The organism is Psychrobacter sp. CAM01, assembly GCF_032842965.1.
Taxonomy (GTDB): domain Bacteria; phylum Pseudomonadota; class Gammaproteobacteria; order Pseudomonadales; family Moraxellaceae; genus Psychrobacter; species Psychrobacter celer.
Genome location: NZ_JAWJBL010000008.1, coordinates 714075 through 736188, shown reverse-complemented (window position 1 = coordinate 736188; position 22114 = coordinate 714075). Strand labels below are relative to the sequence as shown.

Sequence of the window (22114 nt, the reverse complement as noted above, 5' to 3'; positions counted from 1 at the left end):
GTTTGCTAAATAGTCATGGGTAACTACCTGATTACGCTCGATATTAGAAATAAAAAAGAGACAAAACCCTCACATTACCCGACAAATGACTGAGTGGTCATAGCATAACCATTTTAGCAGTACTGTGCCAGCAAATTTTCAAAGTTTTTTGCTGTCAGTGCTCCAACCTCCTCACTGTCACACTCATACATCTGAGCCAGATAACGGGCGACATACGGCACATAGGCAGGCTCATTGGGTTTGCCGCGCTTGGGGACAGGAGCCAGATAAGGGCTGTCGGTTTCGATGAGGATTCTATCTTTGGGCATCTTGCGCGCCGCATCTTGAATCATCTGTGCGCTCTTAAAACTGACGATGCCTGAAAACGAAATATAAAACCCTAGATCCAGCGCTCGTTTGGCCGTCTCCCAATCTTCAGTAAAACAATGAATGATGCCATGCTCGGCGCCTTCTGCCTTTAGGATATCAAGGGTATCTTCTTTGGCATCGCGCATGTGCACCACCAAAGGTTTTTTGAGCTGCTGGCTGGCATAGATATGACGAGCAAGACTTGCTTGCTGCTCTTTTTTATTTTCTGTTGACCAGTAGTAATCCAGTCCCGTCTCCCCGATGGCCCAGACATGCTCAACATCAGCAGTTTGTATCAGCCGCTCGGTTGTCGCGGATTGCAGCACTGTGATATCTTCACAAGGATGAATGCCGACACTCATGCCCAGCGCTAACACCTCATCGCTATGAGTGCTGACAATATGAGCGATGTCATCATATTCAGCAAAATCACACATAATCGCCATCGCGCGCGTGACATTGGCCGCTTTCATCGCGTCAATTGCGCCGGACAGTTGGCCATCATATTTGGTTAAATCCAGGCGGTTTAGATGACAATGCGTATCAGTAAACATAAACAATCTCGTTAATTAAATACATAAGTGGTAAATTTGAAAATAAGACATGACACTTGAGAAATGACAGTTAAAAAATGACCTTAACAGTATAAAATGCCTCGTCTTTGTGCTATTTATTGCTCTGACTTGCACTGTTTTCAAGGCATAATCCATAAAGACCCATAGAGCGCTGCGACCAGCGGCCTATCACGCCTAACATTCATCCACATAAGCCCTGCTATTATGACGCCAAAAAAGACAGTGACCCTGCCCCCTATCCTCAAAACTTTGCTACCCAAACAACTCTACAAACAGCGATTTTTATTGACAGATAACGGACAGGACAATCATATCGATATCGCTCATGATGCGCGTATCATCGGCGGCTCAACCATTACCATACGTAAAGGTCATGACAATCAAATCAGTATCGGCAAGCACGGGAAGTTTAACAAGCTCAATATCGATATCAATGGCAGTCATAATCATATTACCATCGGTAAGCACGTCAAATTTTCAGGCCATCTGCTGATTGTGGGCGATCATTTGCACATTGATATCGGCGATCGGACCACGGCGATTGACTGCTATGTGTTGGCACGTGACAAAAGCGTGCGCATCGGCAAAGCATGCATGATATCGCGCGGGATAGAAATCCGTGCAACCGATGTCCACAAAGTCTACGACACCGAGTCCAACGAGCGCCTAAACCAGGCCCGCGCTGACGTGGTATTAGAAGATCATATCTGGATCGCAGCCAACGTCACTGTCTCCAAAAATGTCACCATCGCTAGCGGCTGTATCATTGCCGCAGGGTCTTTTGTCAACAAACCCATTACCACCCCAAACTGCATGGTCGCAGGCACGCCCGCGAAAATCATGCGCCAAAATGTACGCTGGGAGCGCTAAGGCAGTATGCAAACATGAAGGACAGCGGTCTATTTGCCGTATGCGCTTAATGCAGCGGTACCACGCGCATCACCTCTTCTATGGTCGTCACCCCTTCACTGATACGCTTGGCACCCGATAATCGCAGCGGCTGCACCCCTTCGCGGTAGGCTTGTTTTTTTAGTGCCTCTACATTGGCATCGGTTGCGACCAACTTTTTTAACTCATTGGATAGCGGCATGATTTCATACAGGCCCACACGACCTTGATAACCCGTTTGGCGGCAATGCTCACAGCCTGTTGCACGGTAGATTTGCGCAGGTAAGGGCGCGCGCCAAGGCTGCACCAGCTCCTGCCATTGAATGGCAACCTCACTCTCGGGGCGCACCTCTAGCGCTTGCTTGCAGTGTGGACATAAGGTACGCAATAAACGCTGGGCCATGACTCCGAGTATGGTCGCTGAGGTCAAAAACGGCTGCACCCCCAAATCATGCAGACGTGTCAGTGAGCTTGGTGCATCATTGGTATGCAGTGTTGAGAGTACCAAGTGCCCAGTCAGCGACGCTTGTACCGCCATATTGGCCGTCTCAGTATCGCGAATCTCCCCAACCATGATGATATCTGGATCCTGACGCATCAATGAGCGGATACCATCAGCGAAATGCAAATCCACTCCCGCATTGACCTGCATCTGATTAAAGCTCGGCTCAATCATCTCGATAGGGTCTTCGATGGTACACACGTTGACCTGCTCGGTCGCCAGCTGTTTGAGCGTGCTATATAGAGTGGTGGTCTTACCAGATCCTGTCGGGCCGGTGACCAAAATAATACCGTTTGGATGGGCGGTCAGCTCATGCCATGTCTCGAGCTGCTTACCCGACAAACCAAGCTGAGCAAACGAACGTACCAACACTTCAGGGTCAAAGACGCGCATCACCAGTTTTTCGCCAAAAGCGGTCGGCATGGTAGAGAGTCGCAGCTCCGTTTCTAGCCCCTTTGGCGTACGAGTCTTTAGACGGCCATCTTGCGGCTTGCGCTTTTCGGCGACATTTAGCCGCCCCAAGATTTTGATACGCGCAGTCACTGCGACGATGATGGCCAGCGGCATCTCATATACTGTGTGCAGCACCCCATCGATACGAAAGCGCACCCTCCCTATCTCGCGCCGCGGCTCTAAATGAATATCGCTGGCACGCTGCTCAAAGGCATACTGCAGCAGCCAGTCGACGACTTTGACAATATGTTGATCATTGGCATCGGGGTTGGTGTTGTCCCCAAGCTGCAATAACGCCTCAACATTGGTCACATCAGCGGCAGCACGCTTATGTAAAGAGTTGGCACCCGCAATCGCTTGTGTCACTTGATAAAACTCTTGACGATAACGCTTGAGCTGATCGGGACTGATATAGACGGTGCGATAGGTTTTGGATTTGATCAGCTTTTCGATATTGGCGTGCCAATCGGTAAAAAACGGCTGGTCTGTACCAATGACGACCTCATCTAATGTGACCTCAATCGGCAAAATATGCTGCGAGCGAGCATATTCAAACGACATCAGCTGCGTGACTGCTGGCACATCAACCTTTAGCGGATCAATACGCACCATCGCCATACCCGCTTTGGCCGCTAGCCATTGGTTGAGCCATGACAGCGTTAGTTTGGCTTCAGAGGTGCTGTCTAGCGCATGAGCATTGGGCAAACCAAACTCGCTAATGGTCAGTAGTGGATGCTGCTCCTTGGCTCGGCGGCTGGTGATGACCAAATTATAGCTGCGCTGATCAATGACTCTATCCGCCAGTAACTCATCTAGGCACCACCGTAAATCTATGACTATCGAATACTTCTGCTCAGACATATTTTTCTTCTTTTTTAGTCAGTACATGTGAGGCCATCGTCTAGATTGGCCAAGCTCAGCTGCAGCATTATATAAGCTCTTTAGCGTGATACTATGTTAGCGCTATACTATACAACGTTATGCTATGCTGGTAATCGCTGTGATCTGTAGTGCCCCTGAGGCAAGCCGCCAAAACGCTATATCGACAGACTTGTAGCGCATCGTAAAGGTTTTGTGCACTTCCTTGCGGCGATAGGCAGGTCGCGGATCTTGAGCGATGAGTGCTTGAATGATGGCCATATCCGTATCGACAAGTTGCCATCGCGCCTGATCGATTAACACTTGCCTGCCAGCATCTTGCGCAGTTTCTCTAGTAAGCGCATCAGATATTAGCTGCAAAAACTGCTGATAAGCGGTGTCAGTGACTGTGACCTCTAGCCGCTCAGGTGCCGTAGGAGCAAAGCCACTACGAGCATCGATCAGCGCATCGCTATACGCCACATAGGGCTTGATATCGATGATAGGCGTACCATCTATCATATCAGCGCCACTGATGATAAGAAACGCGCGACCTTGTAGTACCTCGACGCGCTCAAGCTTGACCACAGACAGCCCCAGCGCTGATGGTCGATACATACTACGACTGGCAAACACGCCTATTTTTTGATTGCCGCCCAATCTTGGTGGCCGCACTTGCGGACGAAAATGCCCTTTTGCTGTCGTGCGCGCCGCTACCACACCCTCTTCGCCGGTAGGTGCGCCTGCACTCACTTTGCCAGCTTTGACCGTATCATTATGATGAAACTGCCAGCTCAGCCAGATATGACTAAACGCCTCTAAACCAACAAAAGCGGCGGGCGTATCATAAGGCGCAACCATCTCAACTACACTCATCAGCGCCACCAAGTTTGGTTGTCTTGGCGCCCCAAACTTTTGCGAGAGCGGCGCACGATGATAGCCAATAATAGGCGCCCGATGACAATCGGCGAGCACATCGTCACCTGATACAGGCATAAATTCTCCAAAAACACGCTTATTGCATGATACAAAATTATTTACTAACGATATTCTATTTTATCATGCCACATAGTCGCTGCCAGACGGATTTTTATTTTAAAGTTTGGTATGATGAGCGAGAATTTAATGGCCGCCCCTATTTTTATAAAAACAGTTTTATAGAAACGGCTTGATAGAAGCAATTTGATATGGGCAGATCAATGGAGGCGACTTGATAGGCTAGGCGCACTGACGAAACCGCTTTTAATGAAAATAGTGATACCTTGTCATGTTTTGCCTTACCTTAACGGGCAAATTTGGCTGAACGAACTGACTTTCATGGCTTGACGCCACAGACATTCGCTGTCATTTATAACATTATATAAAATGCTAAACTATATAAGTTAAAGTATATAAGAGACTAAGATAGCACTTCATATCGCCTATAAAACCCAGCACTTTATTAGCGCCGAAACGGTCATTGAAAAAATTTATCTTATACCTATTTAACTCATACGATACCGATAATCACTTATTAACGAGGACTTTATGTCAAAACTTCGCACCGAAACGGTTACAGAGGTTCATCATTGGAATGATTCTCTATTTAGCATCAAAACCACGCGTGACGATGGCTTACGCTTCCGTAATGGCGAGTTTGCGATGATTGGAATCGTGGTCGATGGCAGACCGCTGCTGCGCGCTTACTCTATCGCCAGTCCCAACTACGAAGAGCATTTAGAGTTCTTTTCGATCAAAGTACAAAACGGCCCACTGACTTCACGCTTGCAATACATCAAAGTTGGCGATGAGTTATTGGTCAGCAAAAAACCCACAGGCACGTTAGTGTTGGATGACCTGTTACCAGGTAAGCACCTTTACATGCTATCGACGGGTACTGGACTTGCGCCCTTCTTGGCATTGGCACGTGACCCTGAGGTTTATGAGCGTTTTGACAAAATCATTTTGGTGCATGGCGTGCGTCATGTCGAAGACTTGGCCTATCGCGATATGTTTGAAAACCAGTTGCCTAATGATGAAATCTTTGGCGAATGGTACCGCGAAAAGTTCATTTACTACCCCACCGTGACCCGTGAAGAATTTAGAAACCAAGGCCGAGTCACCGATTTGATGAGATCAGGTAAGCTGTTTGACGATATCGGCTTGCCACCGATGAACAAAGACGATGATCGTGTCATGCTATGCGGTAGCATGCCATTTAACGCGGAAGTATCAGAGATACTAGACGGCTTTGGCCTCACTGTCTCCCCACGTATGGGTGTACAAGCCGACTATGCCGTTGAACGAGCCTTTGTCGGTTAGGTCTGCATTTTTGCCATATCGTCAAATAACTGCAAATTATTTAAAATAATTCTTGACGACAAAAAATAGGCTGCTATAATACGCAGCCTATACGGCAAACACCGTAGCCCAATTCGATAACTGTTGTTTTTATAAACGTTATCTACTTACATGCCAGTGTGATGGAATTGGTAGACATGACGGATTCAAAATCCGTTGCCTTTAAAAGCGTGTCGGTTCGAGTCCGACCACTGGTACCATTTTTAACAAAAAAGCCTCCTATATGGGAGGTTTTTTTGTGCTTATAAGATTTATGGCATCATTGGGCTATCAATGTCTTCTTGCGTGATGGCTGCGATCTTTATAGGTACTGCACAGGCCCAAGATGTACCGCCACGACAGTAAAAATATCCGTCACGATAATCGACAATATAGACGGTGAAGTCATTACCATACAGATCCATCATCGCCAGCTCATCACTCTCATCACAAACTGCACACCAGATATCTTTATCTCCTCGTGCTAGCATTGCGCGTGTCAATTCGCTCCCTGTTAGTTTATTCATCATCAGCTCCTTAGTCCCTCATGCACCCCTAAGTATGTTCTCTTAGGCGGCGAGTTTACCAATACTCTATAGGCGAGTGTGGTGCGGGCCATAAACAGCTTCTTTATTCGCTATAGACTAAGACGTATAAAGAAGTTGTTTATCCTTTTAACAATCGTCTACTCCGATACTTACTCTAGTGTAGAACGTCAGAAGCAAAAGCGTAACATCTAAATGCATCATTCATGATAGACGGCAAGTCCTTTAGGATAAACGGTAGATAAAAGGTATGAGCCCAGAGGGTTTGAAGGATTTAACCCACTGATATTCTTTAAATTGTTTTAATAGCTTATTTATTTATAAAATCAAGCCATATTTATGGTTGCTGCTAAAATAGTTTCGCTAATTGGGGTAAAATAGCGGTCATGACTGCTTCTACTCCTATTTCACCCCGCAAAATCATTCATATCGATATGGATGCTTTTTATGCCAGTGTCGAGCAACGTGACTTCCCAGAGTTACGAGGTCTACCTTTGGTAGTCGGCGGTGACCCAAGCGGGCGCGGGGTTGTCGCAGCAGCCAGTTACGAGGTGCGCAAGTTTGGCGTGCGCTCAGCGATGTCATGCTATGAAGCGCGTAAACGCTGTCCTGAGGCGATATTTGTTCGGCCGCGCTTTGAGGTTTATCGGGCGGTCAGTCGCGATATACGCCAAATCATGCATCAATTGACGCCTCATGTCGAACCGCTGTCATTGGATGAGGCCTATCTGGATGTCACCGGCTTATCTATACATAAGGGCTCAGCGACGTTGATGGCCAATTGGCTACGAGCGCAGATTTTGGCGCATACAGGGTTGACCGCTTCTGCTGGCGTCTCATTTAATAAGATGCTGGCCAAGATTGCCTCTGACATCAACAAACCCAATGGTATCGCCGTTATTACCCCAGCCGACGCCGATGCGTTTATTAGCACCCTTCCCATCGAGCGCTTTCATGGTATTGGCAAAGCCACTGCCAAGCGCCTCCATGCCATGGGCGTGCGCACGGGTGCTGATTTGCGGCGCTTGCCAGCGGCGGCATTGGTACAGGAGTTTGGAAAACGTGGTCAGTTCTATCATGATATCGCTCATGGCCGCGATGAGCGTACGGTCAAGTCGCAGCGCACGCACAAATCCGTAGGCTCTGAGACCACCTTTCGGGACAATCTTGACGACGATGCTGAGTTAAAAGTACAAATTTATGCACAAAATGAAGATGCGTTTTATCAAATGCAAAAAAAACAACTGGTCGCGCATACCATCACTTTAAAAGTTAAATACGCGGATTTCACTCAAGTCACGCGCTCACACACATTATCGACGGCCTTTGATAGCGCCGAATCCGCCCATTATTGGTTAGATAAGCTGTTTTTGGACATCCCGCGTCAGCTGCCCATACGTCTGGTCGGTGTGACCTTCTCTTCATTGGTGCCCGCCGCCCTACTCTTGCCTCAATTAAAACTATTTGAATAGATAAGTCTGATTGATAGTTACCTCAAACCATCAGTATGGTTGTCAGGTTTTTGTGGCAGCGCGCGGTCATGACGACATGGCCGTAATAACGTGGTCGTTATGACACATTATGCCCGTGAGTCACTCAATGAGACATGCGTTTATCCTGTCATTTCTGCTACAATTACGCTCATACCATCCTTCATCACTCTTCACTGAAAGACCCATTATGACCCACTCCCACGCTGTAGATTTAGATCGTAACACCACAAATGATGCCCATAAAAACAATAATGACTTAGACTATCTGAGCGTTAATGACTATGACTATGAACTGCCAGATGAGTTAATTGCCCGCTACCCGCTAGCGCAGCGCTCGGCCTCAAGATTATTGTATTTACCCGCCAGCAATCCCGCCACTGTGACAGATAGCCGTGCCGAAGACCGCATGTTTTCTGAGTTGCCAGAGTTACTAAATGCGGGTGATTTGATTGTGTTTAACGACACCAAGGTAATGAAAGCGCGCCTATTTGGACAAAAAGACACGGGCGGTAAGATCGAGGTGCTGATCGAGCGTTTGGTCGATATTGCAGACTTGGCGCCCGCCGCCCTGCATTTGACGACCGCGGATGATCAGCCGGTCTGCACTGACCATATCGCGCTTGGTCACATAAAAGCCAGCAAAGCGCCCAAGCTTGGACAGCGCTTGCAGCTCGGCGATGGTCATATACATGCGGTCATGATTGGTCGTCAGGATAATTTATTTATCCTAGCCTTCGATGCTCCTATCCTGCCGCAGCTAGAGCAATACGGCGAGCTACCTATCCCGCCATATTTTGAGCGTCATGCAGACGCCACGGACAATACCCGCTATCAAACCGTTTTTCATGATCCAGCCAAACTCGCTAGCGTGGCGGCACCGACTGCCAGCTTACATTTCGATGAAGTGGTTTTGGATAAACTGGCGGCCAAAGGCATTCACACCGCCTTTGTGACGTTGCACGTGGGCGCGGGCACCTTTGCCCCTGTCAAAACCGACAACTTGCTCAATCACACCATGCACAGTGAATATGCGCATTTACCTCAGGCAACCGCGGATCTGATCAATCAAACCCATGCAAACGGCAAGCAAGTGATCGCGATTGGCACGACGGTCACGCGCGTGCTCGAAACTGCCTACCAAAAGACCGCGAGCAAGGGCAAGCCACTTGCCGGCTGGTCAGGCGACACAGATATTTTTATTTATCCAGGCTTTAAATTCGCTGTCATCGATAAGCTACTAACCAACTTTCATTTGCCAAAGTCCACCCTATTGATGCTAGTCTCGGCGTTTTCGGGTAAACAAGCAATTGAACAAGCGTACAAACATGCCGTCGAGCAGCAATACCGCTTCTTTAGTTATGGAGATGCCATGCTACTTGAGAAGCAGGTAACCGCTGAATAAAAGGGCGTTTTATACAGCAAATTAACATTTGATACATTGGACACAACAGTTGTGAAATAAACTGGTAAACTAAACTAGATTTTGTTATAAAAGCAAAGATAATCTATATTCTAAGGGCTGCATATGTCTTGTCGTTTATCTCATCGTTTGACTCGCGTACACCGTGCGGTATCGATGGCATTACTGTGTTCGGTAAGCTATGCTGCCTTTGTCTCTAGCGCCCAAGCGGCCACGATTGGCAAGACTGTTGTGACCTCAGCGCAGCATGAGCCTCTAAGAGCCAGTATCAGTGTCTCGGACATTCGGGCGGCTGACTTTTCAGCCAGCTTAGCCAACCCCGCTATCTATCAGCAAATGGGATTGACGCCAACTGATTCAATGATGGTACGCTTTCAGCCGACCTCAGAAACCAGCGGCCAAGTCTATATCAGTACATCAGAGCCTGTTTCTAAACCCTTTGCCGATATTGTATTAACCATCAATGATCAAGGTCAGCGTAATGTCGTGCCCAAAACATTATTAATGCCGCTCGATGCCAGCTTACCCATCGACACCACCAAAAACATCGTAACAGGCGCAAAAAAGCCCAATTTACCTGCCGTATCCGCCAATAATGCCAAGCCCTTGACCCTTAGGAAAGGCGCTCCGCCACCACTGATATCGGCATCAGCCGCACGCTCATCGACAAGCGCTCCTACGGCCGTCAAACGGTCCGCGCCCAACGTGCAACTACCGAATACGCAAGGGGCCAATACGCAAAACGCAAGTATTCAAACGCAAGCTGCCTCAGCCAGCACGCCTGCCAAGACATCTGTATCAGCAACTGATCATCTAACCTATACGCCTAGCCGTTTAGACAATGGGCGTTTGGCTAATGACTTTGAGCTCACGGCCACCGCCAGTCCAGCGCAGACCAATGCTGGCCGAACCAACCCTGCCAGCCGCTTGGACAATGGCCGTTTGGCTCAAGAGCAAACCGCCTCAAGTGTTAACACCATGAGCGAAGCATCACCTGCTACGCAACACACGCTCGGCACAGCGCAAGCAGACAACGCGCTAGATACGCTAAATATTCAAGTCACGCGTCAGATACAGCCGAGTCAGCAAAAAAACACGGATATGAGTGCCAGCATCGTAGCTGCCGCCTCAAAAAACGATGCAGCTCAGGATAACCAAACCGCCGAGCAAACGGCTTTGAGCACGGCACATACGGCAGCGGCAACGGTTGTCGGTAGCAACATACCGGCTGATACTGCCGCGCCCTCTCAGCCAAGCACCAACAATCAAACTGCACCTACAAATCACGTGGCGGCAGACTCTATAGTAGACGCCCAAACGCAAAGCACGACAAGCGTTCAATATCAAGTACAGCGCAATGATAGCTTATGGATCATTGCTCAACAGATTGCCCAAGAAAACAATGTCGATATTCAGACCGTGATGAAACAGATTCAATCACAAAACCCTAACGCTTTTATTAATAAAAACGCAGATCAGCTCAAAGCCGACGCCAAGCTAAATCTGCCAAATTATGATGTATTGCCATCACAGCAAGCGCTAGAGGCCGCTATCAGCGCCCAAAAACAAAAATATCGTCGGCGGATAAATACCCCTGTCGCACAGCCAGCGCCTAAAGCAAAGCCTCATAAAGCTAAAGCGCAAAACAACTCAGCGCCTGCAGCCAAGCCACAAAAAAAACCAACCATTACCAAGACCTTGCCAAGAGCGCAGTTTTCTGTATTGGCTCCAGGACATAATGGCAATGCCGATGGCACCCAAACCAAATCAGCGGCGGCCACAGGCAATGGACTTAGCACAGACATACTAGCTACTTTAAAAGCATCACGGCAAGCGGCAGCCTCTCAGGCCCAAAGCTTGTCCAAGACCAGCAGTGCACTTGACAGTTATACGCGAAAAATTCAATTACAGAATCAAAAATTGGCAGAGCTGCAAGCTCGTCTCAAAAAACTACGCAACCAATAATTGCCTGATATAGCAGCGTATTATGCTGTCATCATAGGCGTGGGAGTAACAATGGACAATATGCTATACATCATCGCCGGCTTGGTACTGATTGTATTAATAGCGGTTTTAGTGATACGTAAAACCAAAGCGCAAAAACCTTCGGCGCAGCCTTATGTCAAATCAGATAGAAATGCCGCGGCACAGACACCAGCGCCAAAAGCAAGTGCGCCCGTACAAACTGACGTCAGCAGCGAAAACAAGTTTGACCCCATCACCATTGCCCAGCGCTTTATAGATCAGCAGCGTTATGACAAAGCGATTGAAACACTCAATCGCGGCTTGCGCGAAAAGCCTAATGACAGGCAGCTTTCTTTAAAGCTGCTAAGCATCTATGCGACGATCAATCAATCAGAGAACTTCAACAAAGTCTATGACACCATCAGCTCGCAAAACGACCCAAAAAGCCTTGCCCTAGCAGATGAGCTAAAGACGCTGTTTTTTGAAGAGCAAAATCAAGTCGCCGCGCAAACCGCGCCCGCTGAGCAAGCTGCTGACTTTGAAAGCATAGATTTTGATCTGCCAACGACACAGACCAGTCCCACCCACGATGGGAAAACTGATGATATCAGCGAGAGCGATGCCTCCTTAGCCGCTTCTGTTGAGACCCCAGCACTATCAAAGCAAGTGCTGGCAGATGACAATACCGACACAGATTTTGCTTTGACGCTCAGTGATTTAGAAGCGGGTTTAGATGCGCCGGCACCGGCGGCAATGCCTACCACGGCAGCTGACGAGAGTACTACGGCCACAGAAGTGGCTGAAGAGGTAGATTTTAGCGAATTTGACTTTGGTCTTGAGGACATTGAAACAGCGCAGCCAGAGTCACCTGACATCTCAACCCAAGCGGACAGTGTCGACGCGGATACTACTGAAGCACTAACGCTAGATGAAGAGGATTTCGTCTTAGATTTTGATGATTTAGTGACAGATATGGATTCAGAAGATGCTGCTGATAAAGCGAGCACGACTGACCACATGACTGATGCGACCGCCCAAAGCCGCAACGACGACTTTGTCTTGTCCTTAGACGATTTGGATGACACAGAGGAGTTAAACGTTGCATCAGAGACTGGACTAGGAATTGAGACAGAGTCTGACTTAGCTGACTTAGATGTTGAAACAAACACTGAGGAGCCTGTGCTTGATCTGAGCGATGAGGTAAGTGGCGAATTAAGTGATGACAGCATCGATATTGATGACTTAACATTAGACAGTGACTTTGCAGACAGCAGTGATGACGCTACTCCTACTTTGACAGCAGCCTCTGAGCTGACTTCGAGTAGTCCCACATCGTTTGATGATAATACATTGATCGATGATGACTTTGATTTTGATTCATTATCAGATGGATCGGATACAGCAGCGAGCTCAGCTGCCCCAGTAGCAGCTCAACCTGCCGAGAGTACTGAAGAAGATAACGCTGAGGACTTCTCAGCACGCTTTGCCGCTGATTTTGACTTTGTCAAATCATTAGACAGCAATCAGGTAGCACTAGACTTGGCAGGTCAGTACCTGCAGCTAGGCGAGTACGATAGTGCCAAACGCTTGCTCAATGAAGTCATTTCTCAAGGCAATAGTACGCAGCAGCAGCAAGCGCAGTCGCTACTCGAGCGCACAGCGTAATTAAAAAGCAGGCTTTTTTATCAGCAAGTATTCTTGTGCCTTAAGAATACTTGCTTTTTTTTGCATTGAGCCTTTATAGTAGGGTCTGATTTAGATGACTATTGATGCAGTTGCGCAACTCATTGAGCAATTCATTTGAGCGATTGAGCTGGGGCACCCTAGTTTTTATTTTTATTTACTTTTTATGACGGCGCCGACTATGCCCTCTTCTGTTATGACCAAGACGCTTACTGATCCCATCCAGCTGATTTATGCAGGCGGCACTTTTGGCAGTTATGGCCGGCCATTAGCACCGCTACCAGCAGAGGTGTTTTTACCGACGTTACAAACACTGCTAGCAGAGCCAGACCATGCCCACCATCTGCCGCCAATCTCTTGGCTAGACAACACTTTAATCAAAGACAGTAGCCAATTAACGCCTGTCGATTTTGTGCATTTTTACCAGCTGATACTAGCCGCCTATGCGCAGGGGCACAGACGTTTTGTGCTCATCACTGGTACTGACACGCTCAGTTATCTCGGGGCGTTTTTGGCAGAGGCCTTTGCAGGGAGTGATATCTGTGTGGCGGTCACTGGCAGTATGCGCCCGCTATTAGACAGCGAGATGCTACATACCTATAGCGTTGATACGCATAGCGATGCGTGGGGCAACCTAAACGATGCGTTAAAACTGGCAGCAGCGGGTGAGTCAGGAGTGAAAATTGCCTTTGGCGGCGAATCTTGGCCTGCGCAAACGGTACAAAAAATCCATAGTCATGATCTCATGGCGTTTACTGGTCACTCTCGGGCAGCCTATCCTGCCAATAGTTATATAAAGCACTTGCCAGATGCCCGCCGCCAACACTGGGTCGAGGATCAACAAGAAGTCAGCAAAAGCATCGATGCTCGTGCCAAGCAAGCACGTATTCATGCTCTGTATTGCCTCCCCAACGATACTGAGGTTATGAGCAATCAGCTACAAGCCCTACTTTCTCAGCCGCCATGTGGCATTATCTTATTAGGGTTTGGTGCAGGCAACGTGCCCTATTCAGCTGATTTGGCGCAGGCATTGACCCTTGCGCATCAACATGGGCATATGGTGGTTTGCGCCAGTCAATCGCCTTTTGGCGGCGTAAGTGATAACTATGCGGCTGGTAGTTGGCAATATGATTATCATGTCATCGCTGGCGGCCGGTTGACCATTCCAGCCATCTATGCGCGATTATTGTGGCTGCTGCTACGGTACGACAGCCCTACCAGACGCCGTCAGCGCTGGACAAACAATGTCAGCCAAGCCAGCATCACCATCAAAAAACGCTGATTTGATCGGCCCTATTACGACCATAAGAAGCCTTTACCATTTACTTTATAAGCCACACATTATCATGTCTGAGATACTCCCTATCGAAACCGCCAGCAAAAAACCCGCTTACACCCTAGCAATCGCTATTGAGTTTTTGGGTACACAGTATCACGGCTGGCAGCGGCAACAAGAAGTGCTGGGTGTCCAAGAAGCCCTCGAAACCGCTATCGGCAAAGTCGCCAATGAGACCGTAGAAGTCGTCGCCGCAGGGCGTACCGATGCCAGCGTCCATGCCAGCAATATGATTGCCCACTTTACCACCCACGCCTATCGCCCGACTCATAATTGGCTTCGCGGTGTCAACAGCCTGCTCCCCGACGACATTGCGCTGCGCTGGATACAGCCCATGCCGAACGATTTTCATGCACGGTTTGGCGCTATCGCCCGTCGTTATCGTTATATCACCCTCAATCAACCCCAGCGCCCTGCTATCTTAAATCATCAAGTCACTCATATTTATGAACCACTTGACCTGGCCGCCATGCAGCAAGCAGCAGCGGATATCGTCGGTACGCACGACTTTAGTAGCTTTCGCGCTGCCGCTTGTCAGTCCAATCAGCCAGTGCGCTCAGTCAGTCATGCCAGATTATTTGCCCATGGTCAGTTTATCGTGTTTGACATTCAAGCAGATGGCTTCTTGCATCATATGGTACGCAACCTAATGGGCACCTTGTACGCTATCGGCAAGCACGAGCTAGAGCCGTCTGATTTTTTGACTATTTTGGCCAAAAAAGACCGTACTATTGCACCACCCACCGCCTCTGGTGACGGCCTATACTTTATCAATGCTTACTATCCCGAGCATTGGCAAAAACTATTGCCCACCGCGCCTCTTACACCCCTCTGGCTAAACCTGCCTGACTGATATACATATCGATTACAAGCTGTCAAGCCAAAACCAGGTTCTGTATTGCTTTAATACGCTAGCTTGCGTATAATATGGGCTTATTTTTAACTGATTGATACAAAATTATGGCAAAAGACGATATTATCGAATTTGAAGGCGAAGTCATCGACACCCTTCCAAACACATTGTTTAAAGTTCGTTTAGAAAACGGACACGAAATCATCGCGCATATCTCTGGTAAAATGCGTAAACACTATATCCGTATCTTGACTGGCGATAAAGTCAAAGTCGAGATGACCCCCTATGACTTATCAAAGGGTCGTATCACCTATCGTGGTAAAAACTAATTGCGATAAAAATCGACTTTAATAAAATCGATTTTATTAAACAGTGATGACGATTACGCGGTTATGACAAATCTCATCATTACCAAATGATGCAGTACTTGCTAAGACGTTTTTAAGAGCATTTTTGTGAATCCTTGGGTGGTTTAACAGATAATAATAATGAAAATGCAAACCTACTCATTATTGGCTATCAATGTTTTGTCTTACAAGTTAGTCAGGTCAATATAAAAAAGATACGGCGAGACTCGAATAAGTTTTTTGCGGCATCGAGCGGCGCTGGCATAGCACGCAAGAAGAATTTGTACTAATCTCGCGAGTTTATACTGTGTATCTTTTTTATTCAGTAATGACTATATCCGCCATACCCGCATAAAAATACCGCTAACTGATGGTTAGCGGTATTTTTTTGGCGCGTTCATAAAAACCCGCCTTTATAAGCAAAAAAAAACTTGATGGTTTCTTGCTCTGTGTCTTTTGTCTGAAGCTATTTAAACTCTACCGTAGCCCCATCTTGTATGACACCTAATAGTGCCAAGGCATCCCAGTTGGTCAGACGCACGCAGCCTGCGGATGCTTGACGGCTGATACGAGCAGGGTCTGGCGAGCCATGAATACCATAAGAGGGTTTACTCAGGCCAATCCACACAGAGCCGACTGGGTTGTTAGGGCCTGGCGGCAAAATAGCTTTGCTCCCATCATTGGCAGTATAAGTATAGTTGGGCTCATGTACCTTGACCTCTACTGTATGCGTGCCTGATGGCGACGGAGTGGCCGTACTCCCTACTGTCGTCGGATAACTGGCAACCAATGTCCCTTTATCATCGTACGCATATAGCGTCTGAGTGGTTTTGTCGGCGACCACACGGCTGACGGGCGCGGTGTTAGGGTTTCCTGGATTATAGACCGTTATGGTCTCACCCGCTGAAAAGCTGGCATTGGGATTTAGGGTTTTAAGATATTTTTCACTCATGTGAAACTTCTCTGCCAACGCCTCTATCACACTCTCATAATACAGACCCTCTAGCTCAGCTTTTGCGGTAGCACCCGCTGGGATAGTAATGGTTTTGATATTGACGTCCGCGTCTGTCAATTGATAGCTGACCAATACAGGCTGTGTCATAAGCGCCTTATCACTCGTGAGGGCTTGCCAAGTCTCAGTATTTAGAGTTTCTGTGATACTTAAGCCATTGGCTTTTTGAAAGGCTTGCATGGCTTTTTTGGTGTTTTTGCCCCAATATCCATCGACCACACCCACGCCACTGTGATGCCAATTTAATAATGCTTGTAACTTGGTGCCAATCGTCCGATCGATATTAGTACCTGGCGTCCAGCTAGCGTCATTTACTTTTTTTGCCATCGCTGGCAGATCATCGGTGCTGTACTTAATGGTAGGAAGCAGTTTGTTAAGCGACATCGACGTTTTGCTATCGCCAGTCAACTTTTGACTGACGCCATTGGTAACTGGGCTGACGTCTTTAGTGGCGGCGGATTTGCTCATCGCTGCCTGAGCATCGCCCACGGCATTGTCTGTATCGGCGATAACGCTTTGCCCTATCAATACGGCAGCTGACAAACCAACCGCGGCGAGCGCTGCGCTGACTTTATTTAAATGATACATGTGTGCTCCTAGCATTTTTATCAGGTTTTATTGTTATATCAATTATTTTTATCAGATTGTTTTTTATAATCAGATTATTTTTTATAAATTGTATACGTGAAATATGGTGCCATATCGGCCTGTGAGCATATAACACCTTTATGTTAATAAGACTGGCCTTCTGCACAAGCTGTGTTAATAAAAGTACTTTTTTGCGGATAACAGGTTGGTTATGTTACCCAGCGCAGCCAACTGTTAAACAAGTATAAAAAAACCCATAAACTGCAGAGCAATTTATGGGTGCTAAATTTATAAAATATGACGATTTAACAGTCAAGAAAAGAACAGTCAGACTTTAAATGAGTCGTCAAACTTTGTATATGGCTTTTTGTAGGGCGCGATATCACAGGGCCTTATACCAATTTTGCCAAAACGGCCTGTCCCATTTGCTGACAGCCAACTTGGGTCAATCCGGCTTCACTAGGATCTAAAATATCGAGCGTACGAAGTCCATCATCCAGCACGTCGCTGACTGCTTGTTCAATGGCTTGAGCGGCCGTTTCTTGTTTAAAGGTATAGCGCAGCATCATAGCAACAGATAATATCGTCGCTAGTGGGTTGGCCTTGTCTTGCCCTGCGATATCCGGTGCCGAGCCATGACAAGGCTCGTACATGCCTTTTCCTGACGCATCAAGACTGGCTGATGGCAACATACCAATGGACCCTGTCAGCATCGCAGCTTCGTCAGATAAGATGTCACCAAACATATTGCCCGTCACCATAACGTCAAACTGTTTTGGGTCTTTGATCAGCTGCATACACGCATTATCAGCATACATATGTGATAACGCCACATCACCATACTCAGCCTGCTGCATCTCAATCATCGTCTGCTTCCACAGCTCAGTGACCTCTAAGACATTGGCCTTATCCACTGAGCAGACTTTGGCAGCACTACCTGTCGCGGCTGCCCGCGTTTTTGCCAACTCAAATGCCACCTTGCCGATACGCTGAATCTCGCTTGTGCTATATACCATGGTGTTATAGCCTTGCTGCTCACCATTATCTAGCGTACGAATACCGCGCGGCTCCCCAAAATAGATCCCGCCTGTCAGCTCACGCACGATTAGTAGATCGAGACCTGAGATGATTTCAGGCTTAATGCTCGAGGCATTGGCCAACTGGGGATACAGCTTTGCCACACGTAGGTTGGCAAACAAGCCAAGCTCACCGCGAATCTTCAGAAGACCACGCTCAGGACGCTTGCTGCGCTCGATACCATCCCATTTTGGACCACCGACCGCGCCTAGTAATACTGCATCGGCGGCACGGGCACGAGCCAAGGTCTCATCTGGTAAAGGCACGCCAGTCGCATCGATGGCGACGCCGCCGATCAGTCCAGATTCGAGGGTCAAATTTAACGCAAACTTATCATTGACGGCATTTAATACATCAATGGCTTGGGTCATAATCTCAGGGCCGATGCCATCGCCCGCTAGTGTCAAAATCGTTGCCATACTGATCCTTTTTCATAGGTTTTTATTGAATAATATTGCTATGGGTTTTTGCTAAAACGTACAAAAAGTACGCCCTCGCTACAGCGTATTTCGCGGCTTTTAAGGCGTGTCTTTATCTCAAAAACTGCGTTAAACATGAGATAGGCGACAGTCAAGCAGGCTATCTAGCACAAATAGATGACATCGACGTATTAACCAGCTTTTTACATACGAGTTTCTACAAACTCACCTCGGTGCTTGCTATCTAACTGCTTACAAAACCGGCGCTGTACGGTACTGCCCTGTAGCAGCTCAATGCATAAAGGCTCGGGCGACGCGGTCTCTAGCAAGCTGCCTGACTTGTTATTGGGTTTTTTCTGATAAGCACGTAACTGATAAGTCCCTGCCTGAGTAAAGTCGTGAATCATGGCAAAACGCTCAACATAGCCCACGTTATTTTCTGGATAGAAGTTGACGTGAATTTCGCGCTTGGCTGGCATGACTCTGGCATAGTAATTGGTCAGTCCTGGCATTGCAGAGGCGGATAGCGGCACTATCTTGATCGACTTTTTATTGGTCAGCGGCGTCATCTCTGCACTGGCTGAGGCTTTTTTTACGCCCTCTGCAAGCGTCGTCACCATGGCTGGATTTACCGGCTCATGACTGTCAGGAGCGATGACGAGTGTTTTGTCTATCTGCACGATTTCGCAGTGATAGGTTCCAACACACGCAATATTTACCTCGCCTGGTATTGGCTGAATACTACCTGCCCATACTTTGGCATTTTCGGCTTCATCGATTTTCTGATAGCCGGTTAATAGCTGGCAGCCTGACATTAAAAAACTGGCAGCAATCACTGTACTGGTCCACAAAGCATAACGTGTTTTATTCATAATGGCGGCTACTATTAATAATAAGGAAGATAAAAACAACACAACGTCCCCCTTATTTTAGCCAGTTCACCGCCATAACTCAACGCTGCATTACTATTGTTCAGCACTTTACCCACCGTGGTTTAAAGGCGCTTTATTTATGCTTGTACGTCATTAAATACCCACGGTGTTTTTTGTTTCATTTTATCTTCATACGCTTTGATGGCGTCGCCTTGCTGCAATGTCAAACCGATGTCATCAAGCCCATTTAGCAAACAATGCTTGCGAAAAGCGTCTACTTCAAACGGATACGTCTCCCCTGTCGGTGTGATAACTACTTGACGCTCAAGGTCGGCGGTGAGCTCATAGCCTTCATTGGCCATGGTCGCTTTCATCAATTCATCGACAATCTCTTCGTCTAAGACGATGGGCAACATACCGTTTTTAAAGCAGTTATTATAAAAAATATCGGCAAAACTTGGTGCAATAATTGTACGAAAGCCATATTCTGACAGCGCCCAAGGCGCATGCTCACGGCTTGAGCCACAACCGAAGTTTCTGCGGGCTAGCAAAATGGTGGCGCCTTGATAACGGGGCTGATTTAATACAAAGTCTGGATTAATCACACGGGTACTACTATCTTGGCCCGGATAGCCTTCATCAAGGTAACGCCAGTCATCAAATAGATTGACGCCAAAACCGGTACGTTTAATAGATTTTAAAAACTGTTTGGCGATAATTTGATCAGTATCGACGTTGGCGCGATCAAGTGGGCAAACGATACCCTTTTCAGTGTTATAAGCTTGCATAGTTTTTCCTATCAATTCAATGAGGGAGTTATGAATAAGCGGTCTTAAAACGTACGCACGTCTACAAAGTGACCCGCCAATGCTGCTGCGGCTGCCATCGCGGGACTAACCAAATGCGTACGACCGCCGTTACCCTGACGACCTTCAAAGTTACGGTTAGAGGTTGAGGCACAATGCTCTCCGGGCTCTAGCTTATCGGCATTCATCGCAAGGCACATCGAACAGCCAGGCTCACGCCACTCAAAACCGGCCTCCGTAAAGACGGTATCCAAGCCTTCTGCTTCTGCCTGCTGCTTGACCTGTCCTGAGCCTGCCACTACAATCGCTTCCTTGATATTGTCAGCGACTTTGCGGCCTTTGATGACCGCAGCAGCATCACGCAAGTCTTCGATACGCGAGTTGGTGCATGAGCCAATAAAAATACGATCAAGCTGGATATCGGTAATCTTTTGTCCTGCGCTTAGGCCCATATAGGTATATGCGCGTAGCCAGCCTTCTTGTTGCGCCTCATCGATAGCTTCGTCAGGTGTCGGGACAGACTGAGTGACATCGACGACCATCTCAGGCGAGGTGCCCCAAGACACCTGCGGCGCAATCTCGCTCCCATCAATCTCAATTACGCTATCAAATACTGCGTCGTCATCTGAGTATAACGTACGCCAATAAGCTTCAGCTTGCTCCCACTGCTCCTCGGTTGGCGCATAAGGACGACCTTTGACATAGTCAATCGTCGTATCATCGACCGCCACCATACCAACGCGTGCGCCCGCCTCAATCGCCATATTACAGACGGTCATGCGCCCCTCCATGCTCATGTCTTCAAACACTTGGCCTGCAAACTCAATGGCGTATCCTGTGCCGCCTGCCGTACCGATTTTGGCAATAATCGCTAGCACCACATCTTTTGGCGTCACGCCAGCACCCAGCATACCATTGACTCTGATTTGCATGTTTTTTGATTTCTTTTGAATCAAACACTGAGTGGCTAGTACATGTTCAACCTCAGAGGTACCGATGCCATGAGCGAGACAACCTAGCGCACCATGAGTGGCGGTATGTGAATCACCGCAGACCACTGTCATACCGGGCAATACCAAGCCCTGCTCAGGACCGACCACGTGCAAAATACCTTGACGCGCGTCATTGATGGTAAATTCGGCAATATCGAACTTGCTGCAGTTTTCATCCAACGTTAATACTTGTAAGCGCGATACTTTGTCTTTGATACCCGACACGCCCTCCAAGCGCTCTTTGGTCACTGTTGGGACGTTATGATCCGGGCTTGCGATATTCGCAGACAGACGCCACGGTGTACGATTGGCCAGCTCTAAGCCTTCAAACGCTTGTGGACTGGTCACTTCGTGCAGCAAATGGCGATCGATATAAATCAGGCTCGAGCCATCATCACGCTTGGTGACTTCGTGAGCGTTCCAAAGTTTGTCATATAACGTTTGACCGGCCATATTGCTATCCTTTATTAATTGCTAATTGCTCAGTTTTTCACTTGCTTACTATTTTTATCTGCTTGCTATCGGTAAGCGAAAATGAAATCTAGGTAGTATGTTTTATCTCTATGCCGACGCTTTGTCAGGTCAATATATTTATCTATTATTTATTGCTAAAAACTGCGCTTAAAACAAGCGTTATACGAAAAAATACCGCCGTTTATGCAATAAATATGTGACAATACGTCTCGATGTCTTGTGATTATAGCAGGCTAATCCTATAATAATAATTGATGATTTTTACATAGACACAAACTTTTATTTCTAA

Annotated in this window: 18 protein-coding genes and 1 tRNA gene; 10 read left to right on the top strand and 9 right to left on the bottom strand. The window is 47.5% G+C overall.

Annotation, left to right across the window (positions count from 1 at the left end; all coding sequences use genetic code 11):
• Positions 1-113 precede the first annotated feature (113 nt).
• Entirely contained in the window at positions 114-902 is a 789-nt protein-coding gene (locus tag R0I52_RS06805; protein WP_288999654.1) for a TatD family hydrolase, read from the bottom strand.
• A gap of 225 nt (positions 903-1127) precedes the next feature.
• Here R0I52_RS06805 and R0I52_RS06800 point away from each other — a divergent pair, with 225 nt between their 5' ends.
• A complete protein-coding gene (locus R0I52_RS06800; RefSeq protein WP_317053693.1) occupies positions 1128-1793 on the top strand; it encodes an acyltransferase in 666 nt (221 codons plus the stop codon).
• A gap of 46 nt (positions 1794-1839) precedes the next feature.
• Here R0I52_RS06800 and R0I52_RS06795 read toward each other — a convergent pair whose 3' ends face one another.
• Positions 1840-3627 (bottom strand): GspE/PulE family protein, encoded by a 1788-nt coding sequence (locus tag R0I52_RS06795; protein ID WP_317053692.1) that lies wholly within the window; start codon positions 3625-3627, stop codon positions 1840-1842.
• A gap of 117 nt (positions 3628-3744) precedes the next feature.
• The gene (locus tag R0I52_RS06790; protein WP_317053691.1) at positions 3745-4620 is read right to left on the bottom strand and encodes an SAM-dependent methyltransferase; all 876 of its coding nucleotides are present in this window, start codon (positions 4618-4620) and stop codon (positions 3745-3747) included.
• A 531-nt stretch (positions 4621-5151) separates the two neighbouring features.
• On the opposite strand from R0I52_RS06790, the gene R0I52_RS06785 reads away from it, so the two are divergent.
• Positions 5152-5925, top strand: coding sequence for a ferredoxin--NADP reductase (locus R0I52_RS06785; protein ID WP_317053690.1), 774 nt, complete (start codon positions 5152-5154; stop codon positions 5923-5925).
• Between the two features lie 152 nt (positions 5926-6077).
• Positions 6078-6164: transfer RNA gene (locus tag R0I52_RS06780), tRNA-Leu, on the top strand.
• 51 nt (positions 6165-6215) lie between these two features.
• Here the strand turns inward: R0I52_RS06780 and R0I52_RS06775 are convergent.
• On the bottom strand, positions 6216-6470 hold the full coding sequence (locus R0I52_RS06775) for a hypothetical protein (RefSeq protein ID WP_317053689.1): 255 nt from the start codon (positions 6468-6470) through the stop codon (positions 6216-6218).
• 404 nt (positions 6471-6874) lie between these two features.
• On the opposite strand from R0I52_RS06775, the gene dinB reads away from it, so the two are divergent.
• The 7 genes from dinB (at position 6875) to infA (ending at position 15567) form a co-directional block, all read left to right on the top strand.
• On the top strand, positions 6875-7960 hold the full coding sequence (gene dinB, locus R0I52_RS06770; RefSeq protein WP_317053688.1) for a DNA polymerase IV: 1086 nt from the start codon (positions 6875-6877) through the stop codon (positions 7958-7960).
• Positions 7961-8168: 208 nt separating this feature from the next.
• A complete protein-coding gene (queA, locus tag R0I52_RS06765) occupies positions 8169-9383 on the top strand; it encodes a tRNA preQ1(34) S-adenosylmethionine ribosyltransferase-isomerase QueA (protein ID WP_317053687.1) in 1215 nt (404 codons plus the stop codon).
• Positions 9384-9506: 123 nt separating this feature from the next.
• On the top strand, positions 9507-11366 hold the full coding sequence (locus tag R0I52_RS06760; protein WP_317053686.1) for a peptigoglycan-binding protein LysM: 1860 nt from the start codon (positions 9507-9509) through the stop codon (positions 11364-11366).
• A 51-nt stretch (positions 11367-11417) separates the two neighbouring features.
• Entirely contained in the window at positions 11418-13031 is a 1614-nt protein-coding gene (locus R0I52_RS06755; protein ID WP_317053685.1) for a FimV/HubP family polar landmark protein, read from the top strand.
• A 214-nt stretch (positions 13032-13245) separates the two neighbouring features.
• Positions 13246-14331 carry an asparaginase gene (locus tag R0I52_RS06750; protein ID WP_317053788.1) on the top strand — a complete coding sequence of 362 codons (1086 nt, stop codon included), beginning with the start codon at positions 13246-13248 and terminating at the stop codon, positions 14329-14331.
• 64 nt (positions 14332-14395) lie between these two features.
• Positions 14396-15238, top strand: a complete 843-nt coding sequence (gene truA / locus R0I52_RS06745) for a tRNA pseudouridine(38-40) synthase TruA (RefSeq protein ID WP_317053684.1) — start codon at positions 14396-14398, stop codon at positions 15236-15238.
• 107 nt (positions 15239-15345) lie between these two features.
• Complete coding sequence (gene infA / locus R0I52_RS06740; protein ID WP_021814850.1) at positions 15346-15567, top strand: translation initiation factor IF-1; 222 nt, start codon at positions 15346-15348, stop codon at positions 15565-15567.
• Between the two features lie 484 nt (positions 15568-16051).
• Here the strand turns inward: infA and R0I52_RS06735 are convergent, their stop codons facing one another.
• The 5 genes from R0I52_RS06735 to leuC form a co-directional block, all read right to left on the bottom strand.
• Positions 16052-17185: a L,D-transpeptidase family protein gene (locus R0I52_RS06735; RefSeq protein WP_317053683.1), complete on the bottom strand. Its 1134-nt coding sequence runs from the start codon at positions 17183-17185 to the stop codon at positions 16052-16054.
• 392 nt (positions 17186-17577) lie between these two features.
• Positions 17578-18681 carry a 3-isopropylmalate dehydrogenase gene (leuB, locus tag R0I52_RS06730; RefSeq protein ID WP_192994570.1) on the bottom strand — a complete coding sequence of 368 codons (1104 nt, stop codon included), beginning with the start codon at positions 18679-18681 and terminating at the stop codon, positions 17578-17580.
• Between the two features lie 203 nt (positions 18682-18884).
• Positions 18885-19553 (bottom strand): hypothetical protein, encoded by a 669-nt coding sequence (locus tag R0I52_RS06725; RefSeq protein WP_317053682.1) that lies wholly within the window; start codon positions 19551-19553, stop codon positions 18885-18887.
• A gap of 137 nt (positions 19554-19690) precedes the next feature.
• Positions 19691-20341, bottom strand: coding sequence for a 3-isopropylmalate dehydratase small subunit (leuD, locus tag R0I52_RS06720; RefSeq protein ID WP_317053681.1), 651 nt, complete (start codon positions 20339-20341; stop codon positions 19691-19693).
• A 44-nt stretch (positions 20342-20385) separates the two neighbouring features.
• Positions 20386-21804 carry a 3-isopropylmalate dehydratase large subunit gene (gene leuC / locus R0I52_RS06715; protein ID WP_317053680.1) on the bottom strand — a complete coding sequence of 473 codons (1419 nt, stop codon included), beginning with the start codon at positions 21802-21804 and terminating at the stop codon, positions 20386-20388.
• Between the last annotated feature and the right edge of the window lie 310 nt (positions 21805-22114).

What these genes read in the sequence shown, in the direction of transcription:
- R0I52_RS06725 (WP_317053682.1), bottom strand. Translation starts at nt 19,553, where the DNA reads ATGAATAAAACACGTTATGCTTTGTGGACCAGTACAGTGATTGCTGCC.
- R0I52_RS06760 (WP_317053686.1), top strand. Translation starts at nt 9,507, where the DNA reads ATGTCTTGTCGTTTATCTCATCGTTTGACTCGCGTACACCGTGCGGTA.
- queA (WP_317053687.1), top strand. Translation starts at nt 8,169, where the DNA reads ATGACCCACTCCCACGCTGTAGATTTAGATCGTAACACCACAAATGAT.
- R0I52_RS06800 (WP_317053693.1), top strand. Translation starts at nt 1,128, where the DNA reads ATGACGCCAAAAAAGACAGTGACCCTGCCCCCTATCCTCAAAACTTTG.
- R0I52_RS06735 (WP_317053683.1), bottom strand. Translation starts at nt 17,185, where the DNA reads ATGTATCATTTAAATAAAGTCAGCGCAGCGCTCGCCGCGGTTGGTTTG.
- R0I52_RS06805 (WP_288999654.1), bottom strand. Translation starts at nt 902, where the DNA reads ATGTTTACTGATACGCATTGTCATCTAAACCGCCTGGATTTAACCAAA.
- R0I52_RS06785 (WP_317053690.1), top strand. Translation starts at nt 5,152, where the DNA reads ATGTCAAAACTTCGCACCGAAACGGTTACAGAGGTTCATCATTGGAAT.
- dinB (WP_317053688.1), top strand. Translation starts at nt 6,875, where the DNA reads ATGACTGCTTCTACTCCTATTTCACCCCGCAAAATCATTCATATCGAT.
- R0I52_RS06750 (WP_317053788.1), top strand. Translation starts at nt 13,246, where the DNA reads ATGACCAAGACGCTTACTGATCCCATCCAGCTGATTTATGCAGGCGGC.
- truA (WP_317053684.1), top strand. Translation starts at nt 14,396, where the DNA reads ATGTCTGAGATACTCCCTATCGAAACCGCCAGCAAAAAACCCGCTTAC.
- leuD (WP_317053681.1), bottom strand. Translation starts at nt 20,341, where the DNA reads ATGCAAGCTTATAACACTGAAAAGGGTATCGTTTGCCCACTTGATCGC.
- leuC (WP_317053680.1), bottom strand. Translation starts at nt 21,804, where the DNA reads ATGGCCGGTCAAACGTTATATGACAAACTTTGGAACGCTCACGAAGTC.
- R0I52_RS06790 (WP_317053691.1), bottom strand. Translation starts at nt 4,620, where the DNA reads ATGCCTGTATCAGGTGACGATGTGCTCGCCGATTGTCATCGGGCGCCT.
- R0I52_RS06755 (WP_317053685.1), top strand. Translation starts at nt 11,418, where the DNA reads ATGGACAATATGCTATACATCATCGCCGGCTTGGTACTGATTGTATTA.
- leuB (WP_192994570.1), bottom strand. Translation starts at nt 18,681, where the DNA reads ATGGCAACGATTTTGACACTAGCGGGCGATGGCATCGGCCCTGAGATT.
- R0I52_RS06795 (WP_317053692.1), bottom strand. Translation starts at nt 3,627, where the DNA reads ATGTCTGAGCAGAAGTATTCGATAGTCATAGATTTACGGTGGTGCCTA.
- infA (WP_021814850.1), top strand. Translation starts at nt 15,346, where the DNA reads ATGGCAAAAGACGATATTATCGAATTTGAAGGCGAAGTCATCGACACC.
- R0I52_RS06775 (WP_317053689.1), bottom strand. Translation starts at nt 6,470, where the DNA reads ATGAATAAACTAACAGGGAGCGAATTGACACGCGCAATGCTAGCACGA.